Below are 20,468 nucleotides of genomic sequence, written 5' to 3' on the forward strand. Positions count from 1 at the left end.
TTAAGGTTAACGTATTTAGAGGAAAAGCGCTTGCCATTTCTGCCCTGGGAAAAAATCAATACGGTGTTGTTAGATATGGATGGCACCCTGCTCGATCTCCACTTTGATAACCAGTTCTGGTTAGAGCACCTGCCACGAAAACTGGCCGCGAAAACCGGTCAGTCTGAGGCTGAGTGTCGCCAGGAAATGCATCAGGAGTACAACCGGTTAAGCGGTCAAATTGAATGGTACTGTCTTGATTACTGGGCCAAACGCCTGGATATGGATATCGTTGCGGCCAAACGGGAAATCGAACACCTTATTGCCATGCGCGATGATACCCTGCCCTTTTTAGATGCGCTGCATCAAAGCGGCCGCGAGGTGGTACTGGTCACCAATGCCCACCCCGACAGCCTGTCACTTAAAGTGGAGCACACCAGGCTCGACAGCCACATTGATACGCTGATTTCCACCCACGAATTTGGCGTTACCAAAGAGTCACAGCAATTGTGGGTTGCACTGCAGGCACGATTGGGATTTGACCCGGCCACCACGCTGTTTGTCGACGACAGTCTGCCTATTCTCGATGCGGCCAAACAGTTTGGTATTGGCCATTTACTGGCGGTCAAAAACCCCGACAGCAAACAGCCTGAGCGACTCATTGACAGCTATCCTGCGGTGAGCGATTACCGTACCCTGCTGGAAGACATTATTAAGCATCCGGTAAACAACGGTCAGGTCACCTCATGAAAATTGTAGTAGGGTCAACAAACCCGGTAAAAGTGAATGCCGCGGCTAATGCATTACAGAAAGTCCTCGATTGCGACGACTGTGAAGTGATTGCTTATGCTGCGCCCAGCCAGGTGGCTGATCAGCCCATGACCGAGGCAGAAACCCGCCTTGGCGCGGTCAACCGGGTAAAAGCCTGCGTGCGGGCGCACCCGGCTGACTGGTACATTGCCATTGAGGGCGGAGTGGATAATTTTGCTGATGGCCCGGCCACGTTTGCTTACGTGGCCATTTGTAATGGCCCGGAGTGGTCAGTAGGGCGCAGCGCTAATTTGCCATTGCCGGTCAGCGTTTTCAGGGCGCTGACCAAAGGTGAAGAGCTCGGCGATGTAATGGACAGGTTGTTTGATACCGACAACGTTAAGCAAAAAGGCGGCGCCATTGGTTTACTCACCAACAACCTGGCAACCCGCCAGAGTGTGTATGAGTTGGCCATTACTCTCACCATGGCCAGGTTCAATCATAGCGATCTGTTTAAAGCTTAAACTCAATATACCCATCGGCATTGGGACGGCCAAAGAATTTTGCCGCGTCATGCACTTCCTGCGGGAGTGACGGGTCGGGTTTAAACTGTCCGCTGACGCTTAGGTTGGTCATATCCTGTTGCGCTTTCGCCTGCATGGTTAACCCAAAGGCATTGGGCTCGGCCACATCCACCACAAACTGTTGTTGTGCACAGCTGATTTTCGCCGAGAAGGTGCCCAGCTCGATGGGCCCTTGTGTACCGGCCACCGAGGCATTGAGCCAGTCGCCGTACGCCATCATGTTTTCGCATGCGCTGTTGTCAAAGTCCAGATCTTCAACGTTCACCCGAAAACGACCACCGGCGGCAACCGGGATAGGCAGTGTGACCTCGGCCAGTACCCGCGCCACCGGCAAATACAGCAGAAAATCCTCAGTCGAAAACGAGGTGGGGTTAAACAGGCTAACACTGACCGGCCCTTTGAAAGCAATCGACGAGGCATCACGCATATTTCCGGCGTTGAGCTCAGCAGTCAGCCGGCCGGCCAGCAATGACCAGCCGGAGATATCCCAGCTCAAATCGTTGATCAGCGTATTGTTAAATTGTACCCGTTCAGCCTGACCCTGCCAGATGCTGCCCTCAACCCCACTGATACTGACGTTAGCGGGCAGTTTAACGCGGTTGACCACCTGCGCGGCCGGTATCGACATTATCAGTAGCACTACATACAGTAACAATGCGCCGAGTGCCCAGCGCCAGTTAAATTTCATCATTTCGTCAGCACCAGTCGACGCACTTTTATCATACCCGGGGCATTGGCTTCGGCCACATCAACCTGATCGATAACAATGCCACGTTGTTCCAGATTATTGAGCCACGACAGCAGGCTGTTAAAGGGCGCTTCGTCAATCCATACCTGAATTTCATCACCCTGCGGCTGCATTCGCGAGATTGTCAGGGCGAAGTTTGCGCTGCTCGAAGTTACAATTTGCGGCAGTGACCCGCTTACCTGCTGCTTGGTGCCCTGGGTACGGCGCAGCTGCGCTGCACGCAGGCTTTGTTCCTCAACCCAGCTAACCAGGCGCTTATTGCTGCTCAGCAATTGCGTTTGTTGGGTAATGCCCTGATTAAGCGGTGCCCACAGGCCCCAGTAAAAAATGCCGACGGCGACGACGATGGCCGATACCACCACCAGGCGCTGTTCGCGTTCTGTCAGTGCGGCGAATTTTTCTTTTACTCTCTTCATCTCGCACCCCGAATAGCCAGTGTGCCGATCACCTTGTCGTCACGATTGTTGATAGCGCCCTGCTGCACCTCAAACCCGGCCGCTTCGGCGCCGCGTTTAAAGGTATCGAGTGCATTAAAGTCTTTGCCCTGGGCCTGAATGCGGATTTCGGTATTGTTGGTATCAAAGCGCAGCGTTTGCGGGGTGACCTGAGAGTTAGCAAATGCCGGCCCCAGTTGTGACAGCATGACTAACATGGAGCTGCCAGCGCCGTTTTGCTCCAGGCGCTGCATTTCCTGTTCAATCTTAATGCGAACATTGCGGTAAGTGCCAATGTCAGGAAACCCCTGGGCAACGATGGCGTCGATTTGCTCGCTCAAGCGGGCATTTTGTTGTTGTAGCTGTACCAGCTGCAAAGCACGGTCGGCCACGCTGATCACCAGCACCACTGCCAGTAAAATCGCCGGGGTGCGCCACACCTGCCAAACGGCATTGTGTTCCCGTTTGGTTTTGTACTGTCCCTGCAATAACGAAAACGACGCTTTGTCAGCGTGCTTTGCCAACACCCCCATGGGCGGCAATTCGGCAATATCGTTGCGCTGTTCTATATTGGGCACGGCATGTAAATCGATTTCGGTGAGGGCCGTGAGTGAAACAACCTCGGGCTGTTGTTTGGCCTGAAACGCCAGCAAGCTGGTAAGGTATTGCTGCTCGCCCTGCATACCCTGCCACAGTCCCTGGCGGACAATAAGCTGTTCGCCAATGGCCAGCGCTACCCAGTCACTATCGGTATTGTCTGGCAGGGCCAGTGTGTCAGGCAGCAGCGCCTCGGCACTAAAGCCTGCATCTGTGAGCCATGCCAGCCACTGCGCCATCTGGCTGTGACTGACGATCGCCACCGACTGCTCGTTACCCTGTTTGGGGCCCATAGCAAAAAACAGTTCGCTGATATCCTGTGCCAGCTCGTCTTCGAGCATAAACGGAATGGCGCTGAGCAGTTTGCGGTTGGCTTTGCCGGGCAGCGTCACCTGACACAGGCGCACATCGGCACCGGGGACCAGCACAATGGCATTGCGCAGACTGGTGCGCTCGGTTAAGTCACTTAATTGTGCCGCGCCTGTTAACTCGCCGCTGGCGATAACATCCTGGCTCTGGGGTGACCACACCGCCCAATAAATGGGGTCGTGCTGGTCAGAGCCGAGCCTTACCACTAACTGTTCCATTACCTGATTACTCCAAATTCGCGCCGTAGCACCGCTATATTGCCTGATGTGCCAGCATTAAACACCGTGCTCATTGCAAAGCTTGCCTCATTGTAACGGCTCTTGGTGTGTAAAATAAAATACTCTGTGGTCACAGCAAACCATGCGGTTTGCTCTTGCTTTAGGTTGAGTGCTGCAATATCGGGCTCGCTCAAAAACGCATTGGCGTCTTTCCAGCCGTCCATGGGACGAGCACTGATCACTGACGCTGCCTGCGACACACTTAAGCCGGTCAGCGCTGCCAGCACCGGCGCCCGCTCTTCGGTGAGGGTATTGACGTTCACCAGTAGCTTTTCGTTATTGGGGATCACGCATATCTGCGGCAGCAGTTTATCGAGCCATTCAGGTTCAACGCCGTTGACAATACGCAGCTCCGACTGGCTGCTCATTTTGCTGTTGGCGGCCAGATAAGGATAGGGGCGCGACGCATACTCACTGTCTTCGGCCCCGTAGGCACGCATGCGATCATCATCGTCGAGCCAGTCGGCAAGGGAGTCGCGCACGGTATCAATGGTATAACTGGGGATATCTTCGTCGGTATATTGCAATAATCGGGCAAAGGCATTCATGGCTTCGGTAGGCTCCTGTCCGGTTGAGCCGGTCGCCCCCGCATTGGGTAACGCATTGAGATTAAAACAACTTTGCATATCTTCCAGATACACCTCTATGCCGCCACCTTCCATGGGGTATTCAAAGGCCTGCGCCCAGGGTTGGTTTAAGTGAATTTTTTCGCCGGTTTCCTGCATTAAGGTTACCAACGACTTACGGGCAAACTGCTCAGCGCTCATGGCATACCAGTAAGCCTGGTTATTGCTCTTAATATTGCTGGCGCGCTGCACCTGCAACTGCAAGCGTGCGCCCATCTCGGTGGCTAGGATAGCCACCAGTGCCACCACCATTAGCACGATTAACAGGGCTGCGCCGCGTTGCTGAATGACCCTCATGGTTTTAGCTCCGTGAGCGCAAATACCCGCTGAATACTGCCCACGTCGTTGAGCGTAACGGTAATGCGAATGCCGCGCGGCAGTACCTCACTGCTGTGGTTATCGTGCCAGGCCGATTCGTTGTCATCGCCGCTGTTACCGGTATAAAACTCCACGGTAAAGTCGCTGACGTTGTCGAGTAACACCCGCACCTTAGGCTCAAAGCCAATAACGTTGTCCACATACACGCTGCTTAAGCGTTCGAGCTTTTGTTCGTTTAAGCGGTAACCCACACTTTGCAGCGTGCTGCGCGGCAGGGCCAGTTTGGGGTTATGCCAGCCGCCGCGCACAAAGGCCAGACTGCCCGCGTCTGAATCGTTCAGTTCGCTGCCGCCGCGTAATACTATGTTGTTTTCCTGTCCTTCAATGCGCACAGCTCGCGGCACCGCTTGCAGAATGTCGCGCTCTAGGGTCATCATAAAGCGCTGCAACTGTTGCAGGCGGGCAAACTTTTCGGTGGAGATCTCGTCGCTGTCTATTACGGTTGATAATAGCGCGGTGGCACCCAGGCCAATCATGGCAAAAATTGCCATGGCGATGAGAATTTCGATCAGCGTAAAGCCTTTACTGCGCATTATGCCCCCGCGACCGGTTTGGCAAAGTATGTCACCACGGTGGTGATTGAATCGCTGTGATCGGCGCGCAAACCCACGCTTATCTCTACCGCTTTAAAGTCGCTGTCGCCGGTATCTTTAACTACCTGTCGCCAGTACCAGGTGCGTTCGGCCATGTCGGTTTGGCCTTTCACATTATTTTTAATCGGCCAGGGCTTTTCGAGTTGCAGCTGATTTAAGTGATTATTGGCGACCCAGGTGGCAATGGTCATTTCTTCAATTTGCCCCAGGCTGCTCAGGTGCTCTGCCGCGGCTTTCATAATGGCACCGCCGGTCATGGCAAAAATAAACAAGGCAACCATCACCTCCAGCAGGGTCATGCCGCCACTAAACCGCCCTGGCTGACGTTTGTATTGGCGAGTTGCTAGTCCCACTGCGCTTGCTCCCAGTCGGGCTGATCCAGCGGGCCTAGAAACTCTAACGGCGGTACATCGCGATTATTAAGCACAAAGTAAGCGGGCTGATTACCCGAAAAGTCAGGCTCATAATGAAACACCAGGCTAAACGGGGTAATTTCGCCGCTCGACATAATCAGGATCTGCGGTGGCGGGGGCGGCGGCTCTTCTTCACCCACGTTGATATCCTGCTCGTTAACACTAAGGGCGTTGTCGAACATGTCCCGTTCAAACAGCCGGTCGCCTTCTTCCCAGGGTAAGTCGTCGAGGGTCAGCGTAAAGAAAAACGGCTCGGTGAGCGTAACCGGTTCATACACTTTTTGCTCTTCGATAAATTGCCATTCGTCTTCGTCGTTGAGGCGCATAAAACTGTAGGTGCGGTTTTCCTCATCAATACGGATACCAAGCTGTTGCTGATTCAGGACGGCGTAATCGCTGGCCATATCAATAACCACCTGCAGGCGGCGTGCTTCGCGCTCGAGCTGCTCAGCCGGATCGGTAGAAATAGCATTAAAAACCACGTACCCGGCCGCCAGCCCCATTAATAACAGCACCAGCATAACTTCCAGTAAGGTAAAGCCGCGCGCGGCTCTGCCTGCGGTTAAAGCGGGTGGTAAAGTTTCATGGGAGGCGGCTGAGCGCATGGGTATAAAATCAACAAGCTTAATTTAAATACTCATTAATATTCCAGTTACCAATGTCATCATCGGTACCCGGTTCACCGTCGGGGCCATTCGAAAAAATATCGATAGTGTTCATTTCTCCGGGGCTGATCAGCGTGTAAGGGTTACCCCAGGGATCATCCGGTAGGCGTTTGATATAGCCATCGCTTGGGTAGTTACGCGGGATCGGATCCAGCGTCGGGATACTGACCAGCGCGTCGAGGCCCTGCTCGGTGGTGGGGAAACGGTTGCTTTTAAGCTTATACATTTCCAGTGCGCTTTCGAGCTGCTGGATATCAACGGCGGCCTTTTTAAGCTGCGCTTCTTCCTGATTACCCAGTATTTGCGGGGCGACCATTGAGGCAAGAATACCAATGATCAGCAGCACTACCATGATCTCGATTAGGCTGAAACCGGACTGACGTTTACGCATTTTCATTACACATTCACCATATTATTTAATGCCAGAATTGGTTGAATAATCGCCATGACAATAAACAGTACAACGCCTGCCATGGTGACAATAAGTAAAGGTTCGAACACCTTCAGTGAGACACTAATCAGCGACTCAAATTCCCTGTCTTGGTTATCTGCGGCGCGCCCCAGCATTTGCTGCAGCTCACCGGAGCGTTCGCCGGAAGCAATCATGTGCATCATCATCGGCGGAAATATTTTGGTATTGTCCAGCGCAACGCGCAGGCTCGAACCTTCTTTAACATGCACCGCCGCTTCGGCGATACGTTCTTTGATGTACAAATTTTGCAGCACATCGGTGGATATACGCATAGACTCCAGCAGCGGCACCGCACTGGCGGTTAAAATACTCAGTGTGCGCGCAAAGCGTGCCGTATTAAGCCCTTTGGTAACTTTACCAATCAGCGGTACACCCAATATAAAGCGGTGATAGCGCAGCCTGATGGCGGGCTTTTGGATAAGCCGCTGAAAAATAAGTACCAGCGCTGCAACGACTACCAGTAAATACAGTCCGTAGTGTTGCAACCACTCGCTAATGGCAATCAGCACCGTGGTAATGGTGGGCAAATCCTGCCCCATGTGATCGAACTGGCCAACAATTTTGGGCACCACTACGGTGAGCAGCACCACCACAATCATCATGGCGAAAAACATCATAATAGCCGGGTAAATCAGCGCCTGAATAATCTGGCTGCGGGTTTGCTGGCGGCGTTCGGTGTAATCGGCCAAGCGATTAAGTACGGTATCCAGGTGCCCGGATTTTTCGCCGGCGGCAACCATGGCGCGGTATAAGTCATCAAACACACTGGGAAATTCGCCCAACGCATCGGCCAGGGTATAGCCTTCAACCACGCGACTGCGCACCGCCATCATCATGTTTTTATGACGCGGTTTCTCGCTTTGCTCAGCAACGGCAAGGAGTGCTTCTTCAATGGGTAAGGCAGACTCAACCAGCGTTGCCATTTGCCGGGTGAGCAGCGACAGATCACTGGCCGAAATACGCGGCCTGAACAGCTGAAAACCGCCGGCGGATTGCTTAGCACTTTTCTCAGCGACCTGCTCAACTTCAAGAGGAATAAGGTTTTTCTCGCGCAATTGCTGGCGGATCTGACGGGCGTTGTCGCCTTCGAGAACGCCGCTTTTGTTGCGCCCGTTGGCAGCAACTGCTTTATACGCAAATGCAGCCATTAGTCCTCCCGCGTAACCCTGAGTACTTCTTCCAGTGACGTTTGACCATTCAGTACCTTATGACAGCCATCCTCGCGAATGCTGGGGGTGGTCTGGCGTATGTATTTCTCGATAATTTGTTCGCCTTTACCTTCGTGCATCATGGTACGTACGGTTTCATCCACAATTAACAGCTCATGAATACCAGTACGTCCGCGGTAGCCGGTTTGGTTGCATGCCGCGCATCCCTTTGGCGAATAAATCACCGTTGCATGGGCCTGCTGCAGGCCTAGTATTTCGGCTTCCTGCTCGCTGGGCGTGTGCGGCGCTTTGCATTCTTTACATAAGGTTCGTACCAGCCGCTGCGACAATACTGCGAGCAGACTCGACGATAATAAAAACGGCTCAACACCCATGTCTTCCAGTCGGGTAATGGCACCGGCAGCGGTATTGGTGTGCAGCGTGGAGAGCACCAGGTGGCCGGTTAAACTGGCCTGTACGGCAATCTGACCGGTTTCGATATCACGGATTTCACCCACCATGACCACATCGGGATCCTGACGCAAAATGGCCCGCAACCCTCTGGCAAAGGTCATTTCGACGCGCGGGTTCACCTGGGTCTGGCCGATGCCCTGCAAATCAAATTCAATGGGATCTTCAACGGTCATGATGTTGCGATCTTTAGAATTGATTTCCGACAGGCCGGCATACAGCGTGGTACTTTTACCTGAGCCGGTGGGGCCGGTGACCAAAATAATACCGTGCGGTTTACGAATAAGGGTTGAAAAGTGGTCTCGATTTACCGCCGTCATGCCCAAATCGGTTAAATTAAGGCGCGCGTTGTTTTTATCTAATAACCGCAAAACCACCCGCTCACCGTGACTCGATGGCATGGTGGATACCCGCACATCCACCGCCCGACCAGCGATACGTAACGTAATCCGGCCGTCCTGGGGCACCCGTTTTTCGGCTATATCGAGTTTTGCCATAACCTTAATACGCGACACCAGCATTGACGATAACTTACGGTTGGGCCGCAGTATTTCACGCAATACGCCATCTACCCGAAAGCGCACCACCAGTTGGTTCTCAAAGGTTTCAATATGAATATCTGAGGCGCCTTCCTTGATGGCTTCACCGAGCATGGCGTTAATCAGTTTAATGATGGGCGCATCGTCTTCGCTGTCGAGCAGATCTTCGGTATCGGGGAGTTCTTCAGCCAGCGAGAACAGGTCACTCTCGTTGCCCAGGTCTTCCATTAACTGCTTGGCGGCCGAGGAATCGCGCTGATAGGCCTGGGTTAGCAGCGGTTCAAACTGATCCTGAGGCAGTTCTTTAAGTAACAGAGGGCCACCATAATAACGTCGCACTTCGCTAAAAATAGCGATCGGGGTTTCGTTGGTATGGTACAGCAACGCCGGTGACTGATTGAGTTCCAGCAATACCTTATGACGCTTGGCAAAACCAAAAGGCAACTGTTGATCATCAACCGCTGCCTCCTCGGGCAGCAGCGCGTCAGCTGACTCGGCAGCAACAGTGGCTGCCGACGCTTGCAGAGCGGACTGGTCGACTTGCGTTGCCATTAGTTGTCGTCCTGAACGGGGGCTTGTTGCTGAGCTTCCTCTTCTTCGCGACGTTTCAGGTAGTCTTCGTACGACGGTGGCAAGGCAAGCCCTTCGTTCCACTCAGGCAATACCGGCGTGTCTGTGCGTGGCATCAGAGTAACGCCTTCTGATTGCTTGTCTAACTGCTGGGCACGAATAAAGTTATATTTACGCTTGCTGATGTCGTTCATGGTGACGCCGTCACGCACAATTTTGGGCCGTAAAAATACCATCAGGTTGCGTTTACGTTTGCTACTGCTGGTGGATTTAAACAAATGGCCCAAAATAGGAATGTCGCCCAGTAGTGGCACTTTAGACACACTTTCCTGGACGTCTTCGTCGATTAACCCGCCGAGCACAATGGTGCCGCCGTCATCAACAATTACCGTGGTTTTGATTTGTCGCTTGTTCACCGAAATATCAACGCCGGTGGTGCCCGAAACACTGGAAACTTCCTGCTCAATGGTTAACTGAACGGCGTTACCTTCGTTAATTTGCGGGGTAACCTGTAGCTTAATACCGACTTCCTGACGGTCAACGGTCTGGAATGGATTGTCGTTATTGGCACCGGTGGTTTGCCCGGTAATCACCGGCACTTCCTGACCCACAATAAAGAAGGCTTCTTCGTTATCCATGGTGGTTAAATGGGGTGTCGCCAGTACGTTAGAGTTGGTGTCGTTGCTAATAGCCTGTACCACCGCGCCCCAGCCGTTTTCGACAATACCGGCGATCATGCCATTGGCACCGCCAAGTAATTGAGCTAACGAGTTCAGGTCGCCTTCGATAGTTTCCTCGGTTTGCACCGGTACCCCGTTCGCCGATGTGGTGGTGCGCGTAACAGTGCGATCTTCGGCCTGACGTAATGCCACACCGAGCGCCCCGATAGGCACAACACCATTATTAAATTGCGTACCGCCGCCTTCTTCTGAAATCCATTGCACACCCAGCGAGGTACCGTCACCTTCGTACAACTCTACGATGATGGCTTCGACTTGCACCTGCGCACGACGCACATCGAGCTGGCGGATGACCTCTTCCAGCGAACGCATCATGTCGGGCTCGGCAGTAATGACCAGCGCGTTAGAATCTTCGTGAGAGTCGATGCTGACATCACGGTTAGACGAACCGGCGCGACGGGCATTGGCGTTGGGCGCGGCGTCTTCGGCCTGGATACTGTCGCTGACACCCTGTAGTACTTTTACTAAGTCTTCGGCTTTGGCGTAGTTTAAAAAGATAACGCGGGTATTACCGTTGGTTTCAAGCTCCTGATCCATCCGCTGAATAAGGTTGATCAGGCGCTTACGTGCTTTAGAGTCGCCGCTTACGATAATGCTGTTGGTGCGGTCATCGGCCACTACCCGTGGCTCGCTTTTACCAGTAGCGTTTTGTTTGCCCTGCGATTTATTTATGCTGTCTACAATGCGCACCATTTCAGAGGCGGAGGCAAATTTCAGTTTTACGATGTCGACCTCTTCGTCACCGGCGCGATCAACCCGCTCAATGATCTCGGCCAGACGGTTAACCACCGCGGCGCGGCCGGTCAGCATCATTACGTTAGACGGATCGTGAGCCACTACGTTACCGCCGCCGGCCTGATCGTTTAACTGACGCAGAATAGGCGCCAGTTCGCGTACCGGCACGTTATACACCGGAATAACGCGGGTGATCATTTCGTCGCCGTCCATCGATGCATCTTCGACCACCGGAATGTTGGAGGTTTTGGCATCTTTGGCTCTCACCACTTTTAAAATGCCGTTGGGCATTTCGACCACCGCGTAGCCATACACCTGCAACACGTTTAAGAAAAACTGGTAGTACTGTTCTTCGTTAAGCATGTCGTAACTGATGACGCTGATTTTGCCGCGAACATTTTGCTCAACAATGATGGTTTTTTGCAGGTTTTTGCCAACGATATTAATAAATTCGTTGATATCCGTATCCTGAAATTTGGGCATACGATCGATTGCCGCTGCCTGAGCACACATTATAGTGGCACAGAATGCTACGCTCATTCGGGTCAACCAAGTTCGACCAATTCGCCTCATGTTAAATTCCTGTTTTGCTGTATTGCTCTAAATTATTGTTCAGGCATGTCCAGGTACAGTGACGTATATTCGCCATTGCGGGTCACTGTGAGTTCGATGGACTGTGCGTTTCTTAATTCACTCATGGCTTCCTGAGCCTGAGACGGATCGGTTAAATCCAATCCGTTTATTTGTATAACGATATCGCCGTTTTGTAAGCCTACCGAATTAAACAAACTGGGATCTTTACCCGGCTGTACTTTATAGCCGGCCATACTACCGCCTTCCAGCGCCGGGGTGATCGTTATGTAATCAGTAAAACTGCCCGGCTTGTTGCGCAGCGCCTCGGTGGCTGCAATGGCGTCATCGCTCATTTCAACAGGCTCTTCATCATCTCTGGCTGGAGACATTGCAGTGCTGCGATTGCCGGTTGCCGCAATCACCGGTGGCCGGGCGCGGCGTTTGGTAAAGTCCAGCCCTTGCAGCATGAGTGTTTCGTGGCGGCCACCATTTTTAATAATCACGCGGTCGCTATGAACCTGCGACAAGGTGGCATTGGTGGCGTCTATTTTGTCGCCCACTGCATAAATGGCCTGCTTGCCGCGATTTTCTATTACCGCCGTGCCGGCGTCTTTACTCGATGTGGACACCACCCCCGAGAGGACTAAATTTAAATTCGTTTCGGGCGCATCGGTGATGGTCTCTTCGACGGGTTGAGGCGTAGCAACCTTATTAACCTCGCCAAATAAATTAAGGCGTTGTAATTGGTTGATATCGACCCCACGTTGAGAGCCTGATGATGAGCCAGCAGAGGCTGTTACTGAACTGCCCGGTGCCGCAGCCGTGCTATCTGAAGCGGGTGTGGGGATTAACTTCCAGGTAATGTCAGCCGCATAAGCAATAAGATACAGGCACAGCAGCACAATGACCGCAAAACGAATGCGGGATTGGTGGGCGGTAAAAAAAGCCGGTACATTTAGTGACTTGGTCTGACTCAATATCATCTGAAAACAACTAGTTGGTGGTCTGTTAACCCTAATTTAACGTCCCCATGATAGCCTAGTCGACGCGGGGGCAACAACATTAATCCGTACAGGTTAAAGTTATATTACAGTTTAGCGAGTAAAAACCCATGGCCAACGATACAAAAACCGATGTAAAGGTACGTTTAGACAAATGGATTTGGGCTGCCCGGCTGGCGAAAACCCGGGCATTAGCAAGAGACCTGATTCAAAGCGGAAAAGTTCACTATAACGGCCAAAAAAGTAAGCCGGGTAAAATCGTTGAGCTCAACGCCACAGTGCGGGTACCGGCCGGATGGGATGTTAAGGAGATAGTTATTCAGGGGTTAGCCGACAAACGGCTGCCAGCTAAAGATGCCGAGCTGTTATACGCCGAAACCGCCGAAAGCGCCGCTAAGCGTGAACAAAACAAAGAAGCCAGAAAGTTGCACAGCTTTCATAATCCGAGCCCGGATCACCGGCCGGACAAAAAGCAGCGCCGCGAACTTATAAAATTAAAACACCAGTAATACATACCCCGCAGTCAGCAATGCCACCTCAGGCGTGCTGCTCTATAATAAGGGTATAAACACGGTTTAAGTCAGGAATTTAATGAATGAATCAGTTTGATCAGTTACACCGTTATTTATTTAACGACGCCAGTGTGAGAGGCGAGTTGGTAAGACTACAGGACACCTTAAAACCTATTGTCCACAGTACCGATTACCCAACCGTTATTCAGCAACTGCTGGCTGAAATGGCCGCCGCCGCCAGTTTGCTTACCGCCACACTTAAATTTGAAGGTGAAGTGAGCCTGCAAATTCAGAGTCAGGGCACGGTGCGTTATGCGGTTATTAGCGCTACCCACGAGCAGCACCTGCGCGGCGTGGCACGCTGGGACGAAAACGCCGACATCAGCGCTGCAAGTTTTGCCGGGTTGGTGGCCGATGCGGTGCTGGTGATCACCATTACCCCCACCGAAGGCGAACGCTACCAGGGTGTTGTTGCCCTGGAGAAAGGCTCGTTAGCAGGCTGTCTGGAAGATTACTTTGTGCGCTCCGAACAACTCGCCACGCGGGTATTTATACACACTGATTTTAGTGACGCAGACAAACCCAAAGTTGCTGGGATGTTTTTGCAGATCCTGCCGCAAAGCAGCGAAGCAACCGCTGTTACCTCAGACAGCGAATTTGAGCATTTATGCACCCTGACAGAAACCATGACTGCCGAGGAGCTGTTTTCGTTACCGGCGCAGGACGTGCTCTATCGCTTGTACCATGAGCAAACGGTAGAGATTTACGAGCCCAAGCCGGTGATCTTTAACTGTTCATGCTCGCGGGAGCGCAGTGCCGAAGCGCTGCGTAATATCGACAAAAGTGAACTGCTCGACATAGTTAAACAGGAAGGCGCAGTCACCATGAACTGTCAGTACTGCCACACTGAATACCGTTTTGATGAAATCGACATTGAAACATTACACAGCGGTTACAGCACAGCGCCAGACGCTACCCAATAGCGTTAATGCTGCCAGTGGTTAGCTTATGTTAGCCACGGCGATACTGCCCTTTACTTAAAAAGCGCCTCCAGGCGCTTTTTATTTGCCTGTTATATAGTAATTTTTTGGTTTTTGTTGAATAAAAAGCCTTACCTTACCTACACCTTTACAGGGTTGCCGCAACCAGCACAGGCAGTTACCACAAGCCTGCGATACTGCATTCTTCCCTTTATTTCTGTAATTAATTACAGGTTTTTATGAAATAAACGTCATGTGAATAGTCGGTATAGCGACTGCTTATGTTGATGCGTGCCTTTAATGATGTAGTATTTGAGTTGTTGTTTGGTTTTGTAAGTCACTATGTAATATTACAGATTATTTTGGGTGGAGAGATATGACAGCGGCAGCAGCGATTCAGCAAGTAGCAAAGGAATGGACGAATCTGACCCCGGCGGTGCTCGTGGAGCACGCCTTACAAAAAGGGGAAGGTCATCTGGCCGCCAATGGCGCATTGGTGGTACGCACAGGCGCACGAACCGGCCGCTCACCGGCAGACAGGTTTATTGTTAAGGAGCCCACGACTGAGGGGCAGATTGATTGGGGTAACGTGAACCGCCCCTTTGATGCTGCAAAGTTCGACGCATTGTGGGAGCGCGTTGAAAACTATTTGCTTGGTCTTGACGATTACTACCTGTCGCAGCTTCAGGTTGGTGCCGATACCACCCATGCACTGCCTGTGGAGGTGCGGACCGAAACGGCCTGGCAGCATCTTTTTGCCAAAAACCTGTTTATCACCCCGCAACACTTCAACAATGATAATAAACCAGTGTGGCAAGTGTTAAACGTGCCCGGCTTTACCTGTGTACCTCAACGCGACGGCACCAACAGCGATGGTACGGTAATCATTAACTTTGCCCAGAAAAAAGTCTTGATTGCCGGAATGCGCTACGCCGGCGAAATGAAAAAAGCCATGTTCTCGGTGCAAAACTTTTTATTGCCCGCCCAGGAAGTACTGCCCATGCACTGCTCTGCCAATGTGGGCGAAGCGGGCGATGTAACCTTATTTTTTGGTCTGTCGGGCACCGGCAAAACCACCCTGTCGGCCGATCCCAAACGCTTTTTAATTGGCGATGACGAGCATGGCTGGGCACCCGGCTCGGTGTTTAACCTTGAGGGCGGTTGTTACGCCAAGTGCATAGACTTATCGCAAAAAAATGAGCCGGTTATCTGGGACGCCATAAAGTTTGGCACCTTGTTAGAAAACGTGGTGCTCGATGATACCGGCCACCCCGACTACGCCGATGTGTCGCTTACCCAAAACTCACGAGCGGCTTATCCGCTGGCACATATCGAAAAGCGCGTGGCAGAGAACATGGCCGGCGAACCCCGCTCGGTGGTGTTTTTAACCTGTGATGTGAGCGGCGTGTTACCCCCCGTGTCGGTATTGAGCGAAGAGGCGGCTGCTTACCATTTTTTAAGCGGCTATACCGCCAAAGTGGGCTCCACAGAAATTGGCTCAACGGCCGACATTGAGTCGACGTTTTCCACCTGTTTTGGCGCGCCGTTTTTCCCCCGCCCGGCCGGCGAATACGCCGAGCTTTTGATCAAACGGGTTAAGGCTTTTAATGCCAGGGTTTATTTGGTGAATACCGGCTGGACCGGCGGCCCCTACGGCACCGGCAAGCGCTTTGATATTCCTACCACCCGCGCGGTGATTGATGCCATTGTCAGTGGTGAACTAGCAAACGTGGCCACCACCCACATTGACGGCCTCAATCTTGATGTGCCGACGGCCGTACCGGGTGTGAATAGCCACCTGCTGATCCCTAAAAACACCTGGCAAGACCCTGCAATGTACGACCAGTACGTGGCCAGACTAGTAAACGAATTTCAGGCTAACTTTGAAAAATACACGGTGTCTGATGCCATTAAACAGGCTGGCCCTGGCTATTAGCACTGGCAGCAAATAAGTTTTAGCACGTCCGCAAGGTGACGTTAGGCCCGTGTCGTAATGAACGGGCCTTTTTTATAGACACGACACTGCCCCAAATATTGCTTTTCATCGTTTTACTGTGACTGCGCCGTTAAATGCTGCTCTATGCGTAGCATCCATTCGTCAAGCGCAGGGCATTCCATAGCGGGAAGTTTGCCAGAGTCATCGAGCTTCCTGAGCATAACAATGTCATTTAGCAGATTGTTTTTTGCGTATTGTTCACACTCCAGGGGGGTCATTGGACCGCCTTGCTGACGCAAAGTCATTGTGCTGGCATGAGACAGGTTCGCTAAATATTCGGGATCGACGCTAGCCAGATAACGCTTCACATTAACATGCTCAGCCACCAGCATGCACAAGCGCGCTGAGAATCCGCAGGAGGCTAAAAATGCAGCCCCGAGTTCGTCATGACTTGCATAACCATAGCTGTCAAAGTCTGGGAGCTGACTGTCCTGGGCTAAAAAATGCCCGATGTCATGTAAAAAAGCGGCTAACGCTAGTTCTTCGTCAAGGCCCCACTCCAGCGCTAACGTAGCGCTTTGCTGGGCATGCTGAAGCTGTGTACAGTCTTCTTCGTACGTTTCGTTGCCATACCGTATAAAGAGTTGTTGTATGTGCGATAAGGCTTCTTGCAGTGTCATAGCGTACTAATTCCGATGATAATAAACAACTAAACCATATCAAAAATACCGCTTCTGGTATATACCAAAATAAAAGTGTCATACTTATTATTTAAACTGAGCTTATGTTAAAAAATGGCTTGGTTTAATGACAAAATTAGATAAGTGGTTACAAAAGTGTTCAACGCTCTGGTTTGTGATATACGCAACGTCCGCCGCGTTTATGACTTATTTTTCGATGTATGCATTTCGAAAAACCTTTGCCGTTGGCAGCTATTCTGAACTTGACGGATGGCATTACTTACTGGATTTCAAGACTGCCATTGTACTGGCCCAAATCATTGGCTATGCCAGTTCGAAATTTATTGGTATCAAAGTTATTGCTGAAATGACGCCCGGAAAAAGAGCAACATCGATTCTGCTGTTGGTGATGGTATCCGAATTGGCACTCGTGTTGTTTGCCGTGGTGCCCAAAGAGTGGAAAATGGTGGCTTTATTTTTAAACGGCCTGCCGCTAGGCATGATTTGGGGGCTGGTATTTAGTTTTCTTGAGGGACGACGTGTTACCGAAATTCTGGGCGCTGGTCTGAGTATTAGCTTTATTGTGTCTTCAGGCGTGGTCAAGAGTGTTGGCAAGTGGCTAATGCTATCGTGGGGGGTCAGTGAATGGTGGATGCCCGCGCTGACCGGGTTGCTTTTCACCCTGCCGCTGTTTGTGTCGGTATGGTTGTTGGCAAAGGTTCCGCCCCCTAATAGCGCCGATGTGGCGGCCAGAAATGCACGGTTTCCTATGGATCATTACGCGCGAAAACGCTTTTTACTGCGTTATTTTCCTGGACTGGCGTTACTGATAGCCACCTATATACTGCTCACCGGTTTACGCGACTTTAGCGATAACTACGCGGCTGAATTATGGCAAAGCCTAGGGTATGGGGATGAGTCAACTATTTTTGCCAAGGCTGCGGTTATCGTCTCTTTAGCTACGCTGGCTATTCTTGGTTTGGTTGTATTGGTAAAAAACAACTTCAAAGCGTTAATGATCAACCATGGACTCATATTTTTTGGAATTCTGATAATTGGCGTGAGTACATTGCTGTTTGAATTCCATTCGATTAATGGTGAAGTATGGATGATTGCATTATCTGCAGGTATTTATATTGCTTATATCCCCTTCAATTGTTTGCTCTTTGATCGCCTTTTGGCGGTGGTAAATGATAAAGCAAATGCAGGATTTTTGATTTATGTCGCTGATGCGATGGGCTACGCCGGAAGTGTTGGAATACTGTTGTACAAGAGCTTTTTCAATGTTGAACTCAGTTGGCTGCGTTTTATGATTAACAGCAGTTATATCATCGCGCTCTTTGGCATGGCCCTTATAATGCTGTCCGCCTTGTATTTCCGTTGGCGTTTGTCGGATAAGCTACCTGCTGCCTATGGTATTGTCGACAAGTGAGAGACGGGCTTGCGATGGCTATCGCCGTTGCAAGCCCTTTCAATTACTCGCTTTCCCGTTGGTAGTGAGTGGGAGTGGCAATATGAAACCGCGGATCATCAAACTGCATACGTTTAGCATGATAATAGCTAGCGTATACATCCTCCACGGTCGTTAGTGTAAAGGTAAAAAAGTAAGCCCGTCGGGTAGTTTGGCTGTTGTTCACTGCGGAACGATGCGGTACATACGAGTTAAATAATATTACGTCTCCAGGCTCAGCGTCGTAACGCTGCCAATCCAGCTGTTCTTCCAGCTCAGGTATTATACGTCCGTTATTAGCTCCCCCACGATACATTGGGAGCAAAGGCTGCTCTCCCATCATGGTATCAACGTTATGAATATCAGGGTGTTTGAGCTGTTTATAGTTGGTGGCAAATTCAAGTGCGCCGTTTTGCGCAGTCGCAGAGTCGAGAAACATCGCTGCGGTGATATGCATAGTAGGGCCAAATTTAATATAAGCAGGTATATCCTGATGCGCGGTAAAGGCTCCACCCCCCGGCGCTTTAATATTGCACTTGTCTTTAAATAGAACCACATTATTGCCAATGCGTGCCGCGATTTCGTTGCTGAGCCGCGCTACTATTTTATTTCGGATAAAATCGGAGGAGGCACAGAGATATTCGAACCGACATGTCTGCTCTGGATTAGCCTCTTCAGGCACCACAATTAACGATGACGTTGCCGACCGGTAGTAGTCAGCAAAGGATTTTCGCGACTGTTTGATACACTTTAAAATGTCGTGAGTCTGGTCAATTAAGTGAGCGTAATCTCGCTCTACCTCAGCCATTTCCTGACGGTCGAAGAGTTGACGCAGGACACTAAAACCTTGGGTGATGAGCGGATCTGTGTGTAGCGAACTATCATTCATGGGAAATCTCATTACTGGCAATATGCCACTGTTTAACCTGCCAGCCTTGCTGAACAGCAGTACTGTGAAGGAAAGGATTGGGATTAATGCAACATGCATGCTGAGCATAGCGCAACAGTGGCAGGTCATTCTCAGAGTCGGAGTAAGCCATAATCACCTTGTGATCCGGCGTACAATCCAGCCACCGCTTTAAGCACTCTACTTTTCCCTGTTGAAAGCTAATGGGCGGGATCACGTTGCCGGTAATTATGTTACGTTGTTGCTCAACCTGAATACCAATGCTGTGGTTAATGTTTAAAAACCGGGCAATCGGACCGACGAGTATGTCGGGTGTTGCCGAGATCAGTAATACTTTATGGCCGCGCTGAGTATGGTTGACAAGTGCGGCCCGGCCTTGCTGATACACAGCAGGGGCAACTGCCCGGGCAATAAATGTGTCGATGAGCGGATTAAGCTGATTGATTGACCAACCGGTTAAGGGCTTCAGCCAATGATACATATACCGCTCTATATCAATGTGGCCAGCGCCTCTGGCGGGCATAATACTGCGACACGATGTTAACGCCTCGGTGGCACCAGGAATTTTAAGAGCCACCATAAACTCCAGCCAGCGATCCCCGCTGTCGAGTTCGATAAGCGTATTATCGAGATCAAATACAACGATATCATTAGTCATTGAGCACCACTTCGTGGAGTGGTAATTGCAGATAGCAGTTATATTCGCTAATGAAGTCAATTGCTATGCAGGCATGGACTTTGCCCTGCTTACCGGCAAATTGCGCTGTTGGCGCTAACGGAAAAACCGGTTGATGCCAGATATTAGGATAAATCTGAATGCCGAAACTACCGTCGCAGTAAAATCCAATAAAGTCCTGGGGTTTTACGTCATCGCCCGGCATTGCGAGCAGCGCGATAAACGGGGTTTGTTGCAGGGGGAAAAATACCTGTCCGCCGTCGGGATGATAGTTCGCCTCACAAACGAAAACACTGGCGCAATCTGCCGGGTGTTGTTCACTCGCAGTGGCGGGATCGGCGAACCAGCCAGTGATGTAGTGGCCATCTACGGCATGATTGCGCGCTGTCATTAACTGGCCGCGGCGATTAAATTCAAACACGCCCTCAGCAATACCCGCTTCGTTGCCTGTACCCGGCTCAACAGGCCGCCATCCCTGAGCCGGCCAGGTTTCAATAATCACAGATTCTTTATCGTAGTCGTAAACTTTACGTCCAAAACGTGAGAATGAAGGGCTGTTGGCACTTTTTACAGGCACTTTATGAGTACTAATGCCTTCATCCTTTAGTGACGGCATGTGGTCGATCGCAATGCACGTTTGTGCGTTATCTGACGTTTTTCTCAT

At 51.2% G+C, this 20,468-nt stretch carries 22 protein-coding genes; 6 read left to right on the top strand and 16 right to left on the bottom strand.

Annotated features, from left to right (window positions below):
- Positions 1 to 30: 30 nt before the first annotated feature.
- Entirely contained in the window at positions 31 to 729 is a 699-nt protein-coding gene (yrfG, locus tag OIK42_RS01055; protein WP_273637702.1) for a GMP/IMP nucleotidase, read from the top strand.
- Positions 726 to 1,253 (top strand): inosine/xanthosine triphosphatase, encoded by a 528-nt coding sequence (yjjX, locus tag OIK42_RS01060; protein WP_273637703.1) that lies wholly within the window; start codon positions 726 to 728, stop codon positions 1,251 to 1,253. Before yrfG ends, yjjX begins: the two co-directional genes overlap by 4 nt.
- Here the strand turns inward: yjjX and OIK42_RS01065 are convergent.
- From OIK42_RS01065 to gspC, 12 genes are all read right to left on the bottom strand, one after another.
- Positions 1,243 to 2,004 carry a type II secretion system protein N gene (locus OIK42_RS01065; protein WP_273637704.1) on the bottom strand — a complete coding sequence of 254 codons (762 nt, stop codon included), beginning with the start codon at positions 2,002 to 2,004 and terminating at the stop codon, positions 1,243 to 1,245. The two genes, yjjX and OIK42_RS01065, sit on opposite strands and share 11 nt — an antisense overlap.
- Positions 2,001 to 2,477, bottom strand: coding sequence for a type II secretion system protein M (locus OIK42_RS01070; RefSeq protein ID WP_273637705.1), 477 nt, complete (start codon positions 2,475 to 2,477; stop codon positions 2,001 to 2,003). The genes OIK42_RS01065 and OIK42_RS01070 overlap by 4 nt, the downstream gene beginning before the upstream one ends.
- Complete coding sequence (gene gspL / locus OIK42_RS01075) at positions 2,474 to 3,679, bottom strand: type II secretion system protein GspL (protein WP_273637706.1); 1,206 nt, start codon at positions 3,677 to 3,679, stop codon at positions 2,474 to 2,476. Before gspL ends, OIK42_RS01070 begins: the two co-directional genes overlap by 4 nt.
- On the bottom strand, positions 3,679 to 4,662 hold the full coding sequence (gspK, locus tag OIK42_RS01080; RefSeq protein WP_273637707.1) for a type II secretion system minor pseudopilin GspK: 984 nt from the start codon (positions 4,660 to 4,662) through the stop codon (positions 3,679 to 3,681). The genes gspL and gspK overlap by 1 nt, the downstream gene beginning before the upstream one ends.
- On the bottom strand, positions 4,659 to 5,276 hold the full coding sequence (gspJ, locus tag OIK42_RS01085) for a type II secretion system minor pseudopilin GspJ (protein ID WP_273637708.1): 618 nt from the start codon (positions 5,274 to 5,276) through the stop codon (positions 4,659 to 4,661). The genes gspK and gspJ overlap by 4 nt, the downstream gene beginning before the upstream one ends.
- Positions 5,276 to 5,689, bottom strand: coding sequence for a type II secretion system minor pseudopilin GspI (gene gspI, locus OIK42_RS01090; protein WP_374211831.1), 414 nt, complete (start codon positions 5,687 to 5,689; stop codon positions 5,276 to 5,278). The genes gspJ and gspI overlap by 1 nt, the downstream gene beginning before the upstream one ends.
- Positions 5,680 to 6,354, bottom strand: a complete 675-nt coding sequence (gene gspH / locus OIK42_RS01095) for a type II secretion system minor pseudopilin GspH (RefSeq protein ID WP_273637709.1) — start codon at positions 6,352 to 6,354, stop codon at positions 5,680 to 5,682. Before gspH ends, gspI begins: the two co-directional genes overlap by 10 nt.
- A gap of 19 nt (positions 6,355 to 6,373) precedes the next feature.
- Positions 6,374 to 6,811: a type II secretion system major pseudopilin GspG gene (gspG, locus tag OIK42_RS01100; protein ID WP_273637710.1), complete on the bottom strand. Its 438-nt coding sequence runs from the start codon at positions 6,809 to 6,811 to the stop codon at positions 6,374 to 6,376.
- The gene (gene gspF / locus OIK42_RS01105; protein ID WP_273637711.1) at positions 6,811 to 8,034 is read right to left on the bottom strand and encodes a type II secretion system inner membrane protein GspF; all 1,224 of its coding nucleotides are present in this window, start codon (positions 8,032 to 8,034) and stop codon (positions 6,811 to 6,813) included. Before gspF ends, gspG begins: the two co-directional genes overlap by 1 nt.
- On the bottom strand, positions 8,034 to 9,596 hold the full coding sequence (gene gspE, locus OIK42_RS01110; protein WP_273637712.1) for a type II secretion system ATPase GspE: 1,563 nt from the start codon (positions 9,594 to 9,596) through the stop codon (positions 8,034 to 8,036). The genes gspF and gspE overlap by 1 nt, the downstream gene beginning before the upstream one ends.
- Entirely contained in the window at positions 9,596 to 11,602 is a 2,007-nt protein-coding gene (gspD, locus tag OIK42_RS01115) for a type II secretion system secretin GspD (protein WP_273641359.1), read from the bottom strand. Before gspD ends, gspE begins: the two co-directional genes overlap by 1 nt.
- Before the next feature lie 92 nt (positions 11,603 to 11,694).
- Positions 11,695 to 12,645, bottom strand: coding sequence for a type II secretion system protein GspC (gspC, locus tag OIK42_RS01120; RefSeq protein WP_273637713.1), 951 nt, complete (start codon positions 12,643 to 12,645; stop codon positions 11,695 to 11,697).
- 128 nt (positions 12,646 to 12,773) lie between these two features.
- Between gspC and hslR the strand changes: the two genes are divergently transcribed.
- From hslR to OIK42_RS01135, 3 genes are all read left to right on the top strand, one after another.
- Positions 12,774 to 13,172 carry a ribosome-associated heat shock protein Hsp15 gene (gene hslR, locus OIK42_RS01125; RefSeq protein WP_273637714.1) on the top strand — a complete coding sequence of 133 codons (399 nt, stop codon included), beginning with the start codon at positions 12,774 to 12,776 and terminating at the stop codon, positions 13,170 to 13,172.
- A gap of 86 nt (positions 13,173 to 13,258) precedes the next feature.
- A complete protein-coding gene (hslO, locus tag OIK42_RS01130) occupies positions 13,259 to 14,158 on the top strand; it encodes an Hsp33 family molecular chaperone HslO (RefSeq protein ID WP_273637715.1) in 900 nt (299 codons plus the stop codon).
- 373 nt (positions 14,159 to 14,531) lie between these two features.
- Positions 14,532 to 16,091: a phosphoenolpyruvate carboxykinase gene (locus OIK42_RS01135; protein WP_273637716.1), complete on the top strand. Its 1,560-nt coding sequence runs from the start codon at positions 14,532 to 14,534 to the stop codon at positions 16,089 to 16,091.
- A 113-nt stretch (positions 16,092 to 16,204) separates the two neighbouring features.
- Here the strand turns inward: OIK42_RS01135 and OIK42_RS01140 are convergent, their stop codons facing one another.
- On the bottom strand, positions 16,205 to 16,771 hold the full coding sequence (locus OIK42_RS01140) for an HD domain-containing protein (protein ID WP_273637717.1): 567 nt from the start codon (positions 16,769 to 16,771) through the stop codon (positions 16,205 to 16,207).
- Positions 16,772 to 16,898: 127 nt separating this feature from the next.
- Between OIK42_RS01140 and OIK42_RS01145 the strand changes: the two genes are divergently transcribed.
- Complete coding sequence (locus OIK42_RS01145; RefSeq protein ID WP_273637718.1) at positions 16,899 to 18,203, top strand: DUF5690 family protein; 1,305 nt, start codon at positions 16,899 to 16,901, stop codon at positions 18,201 to 18,203.
- 43 nt (positions 18,204 to 18,246) lie between these two features.
- Here OIK42_RS01145 and OIK42_RS01150 read toward each other — a convergent pair whose 3' ends face one another.
- From OIK42_RS01150 to OIK42_RS01160, 3 genes are read right to left on the bottom strand one after another with little or no spacing between them, the layout of a single operon-like run.
- On the bottom strand, positions 18,247 to 19,110 hold the full coding sequence (locus tag OIK42_RS01150) for a phytanoyl-CoA dioxygenase family protein (RefSeq protein WP_273637719.1): 864 nt from the start codon (positions 19,108 to 19,110) through the stop codon (positions 18,247 to 18,249).
- Entirely contained in the window at positions 19,103 to 19,786 is a 684-nt protein-coding gene (locus OIK42_RS01155) for an HAD family hydrolase (RefSeq protein WP_273637720.1), read from the bottom strand. Before OIK42_RS01155 ends, OIK42_RS01150 begins: the two co-directional genes overlap by 8 nt.
- Positions 19,779 to 20,468: an ureidoglycolate lyase gene (locus tag OIK42_RS01160; RefSeq protein ID WP_273637721.1), complete on the bottom strand. Its 690-nt coding sequence runs from the start codon at positions 20,466 to 20,468 to the stop codon at positions 19,779 to 19,781. Before OIK42_RS01160 ends, OIK42_RS01155 begins: the two co-directional genes overlap by 8 nt.

It is taken from the genome of Alteromonas gilva (assembly GCF_028595265.1).
In the GTDB taxonomy this organism is placed as follows: Bacteria; Pseudomonadota; Gammaproteobacteria; order Enterobacterales; family Alteromonadaceae; genus Alteromonas; species Alteromonas gilva.

Coding starts and splice junctions, on each gene's coding strand:
- yjjX (WP_273637703.1), top strand. CDS start 726: ATGAAAATTGTAGTAGGGTCAACAAACCCGGTAAAAGTGAATGCCGCG.
- OIK42_RS01065 (WP_273637704.1), bottom strand. CDS start 2,004: ATGATGAAATTTAACTGGCGCTGGGCACTCGGCGCATTGTTACTGTAT.
- OIK42_RS01070 (WP_273637705.1), bottom strand. CDS start 2,477: ATGAAGAGAGTAAAAGAAAAATTCGCCGCACTGACAGAACGCGAACAG.
- gspL (WP_273637706.1), bottom strand. CDS start 3,679: ATGGAACAGTTAGTGGTAAGGCTCGGCTCTGACCAGCACGACCCCATT.
- gspK (WP_273637707.1), bottom strand. CDS start 4,662: ATGAGGGTCATTCAGCAACGCGGCGCAGCCCTGTTAATCGTGCTAATG.
- gspJ (WP_273637708.1), bottom strand. CDS start 5,276: ATGCGCAGTAAAGGCTTTACGCTGATCGAAATTCTCATCGCCATGGCA.
- gspH (WP_273637709.1), bottom strand. CDS start 6,354: ATGCGCTCAGCCGCCTCCCATGAAACTTTACCACCCGCTTTAACCGCA.
- gspG (WP_273637710.1), bottom strand. CDS start 6,811: ATGAAAATGCGTAAACGTCAGTCCGGTTTCAGCCTAATCGAGATCATG.
- gspF (WP_273637711.1), bottom strand. CDS start 8,034: ATGGCTGCATTTGCGTATAAAGCAGTTGCTGCCAACGGGCGCAACAAA.
- gspE (WP_273637712.1), bottom strand. CDS start 9,596: ATGGCAACGCAAGTCGACCAGTCCGCTCTGCAAGCGTCGGCAGCCACT.
- gspD (WP_273641359.1), bottom strand. CDS start 11,602: ATGTGTGCTCAGGCAGCGGCAATCGATCGTATGCCCAAATTTCAGGAT.
- gspC (WP_273637713.1), bottom strand. CDS start 12,645: ATGATATTGAGTCAGACCAAGTCACTAAATGTACCGGCTTTTTTTACC.
- hslR (WP_273637714.1), top strand. CDS start 12,774: ATGGCCAACGATACAAAAACCGATGTAAAGGTACGTTTAGACAAATGG.
- hslO (WP_273637715.1), top strand. CDS start 13,259: ATGAATCAGTTTGATCAGTTACACCGTTATTTATTTAACGACGCCAGT.
- OIK42_RS01135 (WP_273637716.1), top strand. CDS start 14,532: ATGACAGCGGCAGCAGCGATTCAGCAAGTAGCAAAGGAATGGACGAAT.
- OIK42_RS01140 (WP_273637717.1), bottom strand. CDS start 16,771: ATGACACTGCAAGAAGCCTTATCGCACATACAACAACTCTTTATACGG.
- OIK42_RS01145 (WP_273637718.1), top strand. CDS start 16,899: ATGACAAAATTAGATAAGTGGTTACAAAAGTGTTCAACGCTCTGGTTT.
- OIK42_RS01150 (WP_273637719.1), bottom strand. CDS start 19,110: ATGAATGATAGTTCGCTACACACAGATCCGCTCATCACCCAAGGTTTT.
- OIK42_RS01155 (WP_273637720.1), bottom strand. CDS start 19,786: ATGACTAATGATATCGTTGTATTTGATCTCGATAATACGCTTATCGAA.
- OIK42_RS01160 (WP_273637721.1), bottom strand. CDS start 20,468: ATGAGAAAAACGTCAGATAACGCACAAACGTGCATTGCGATCGACCAC.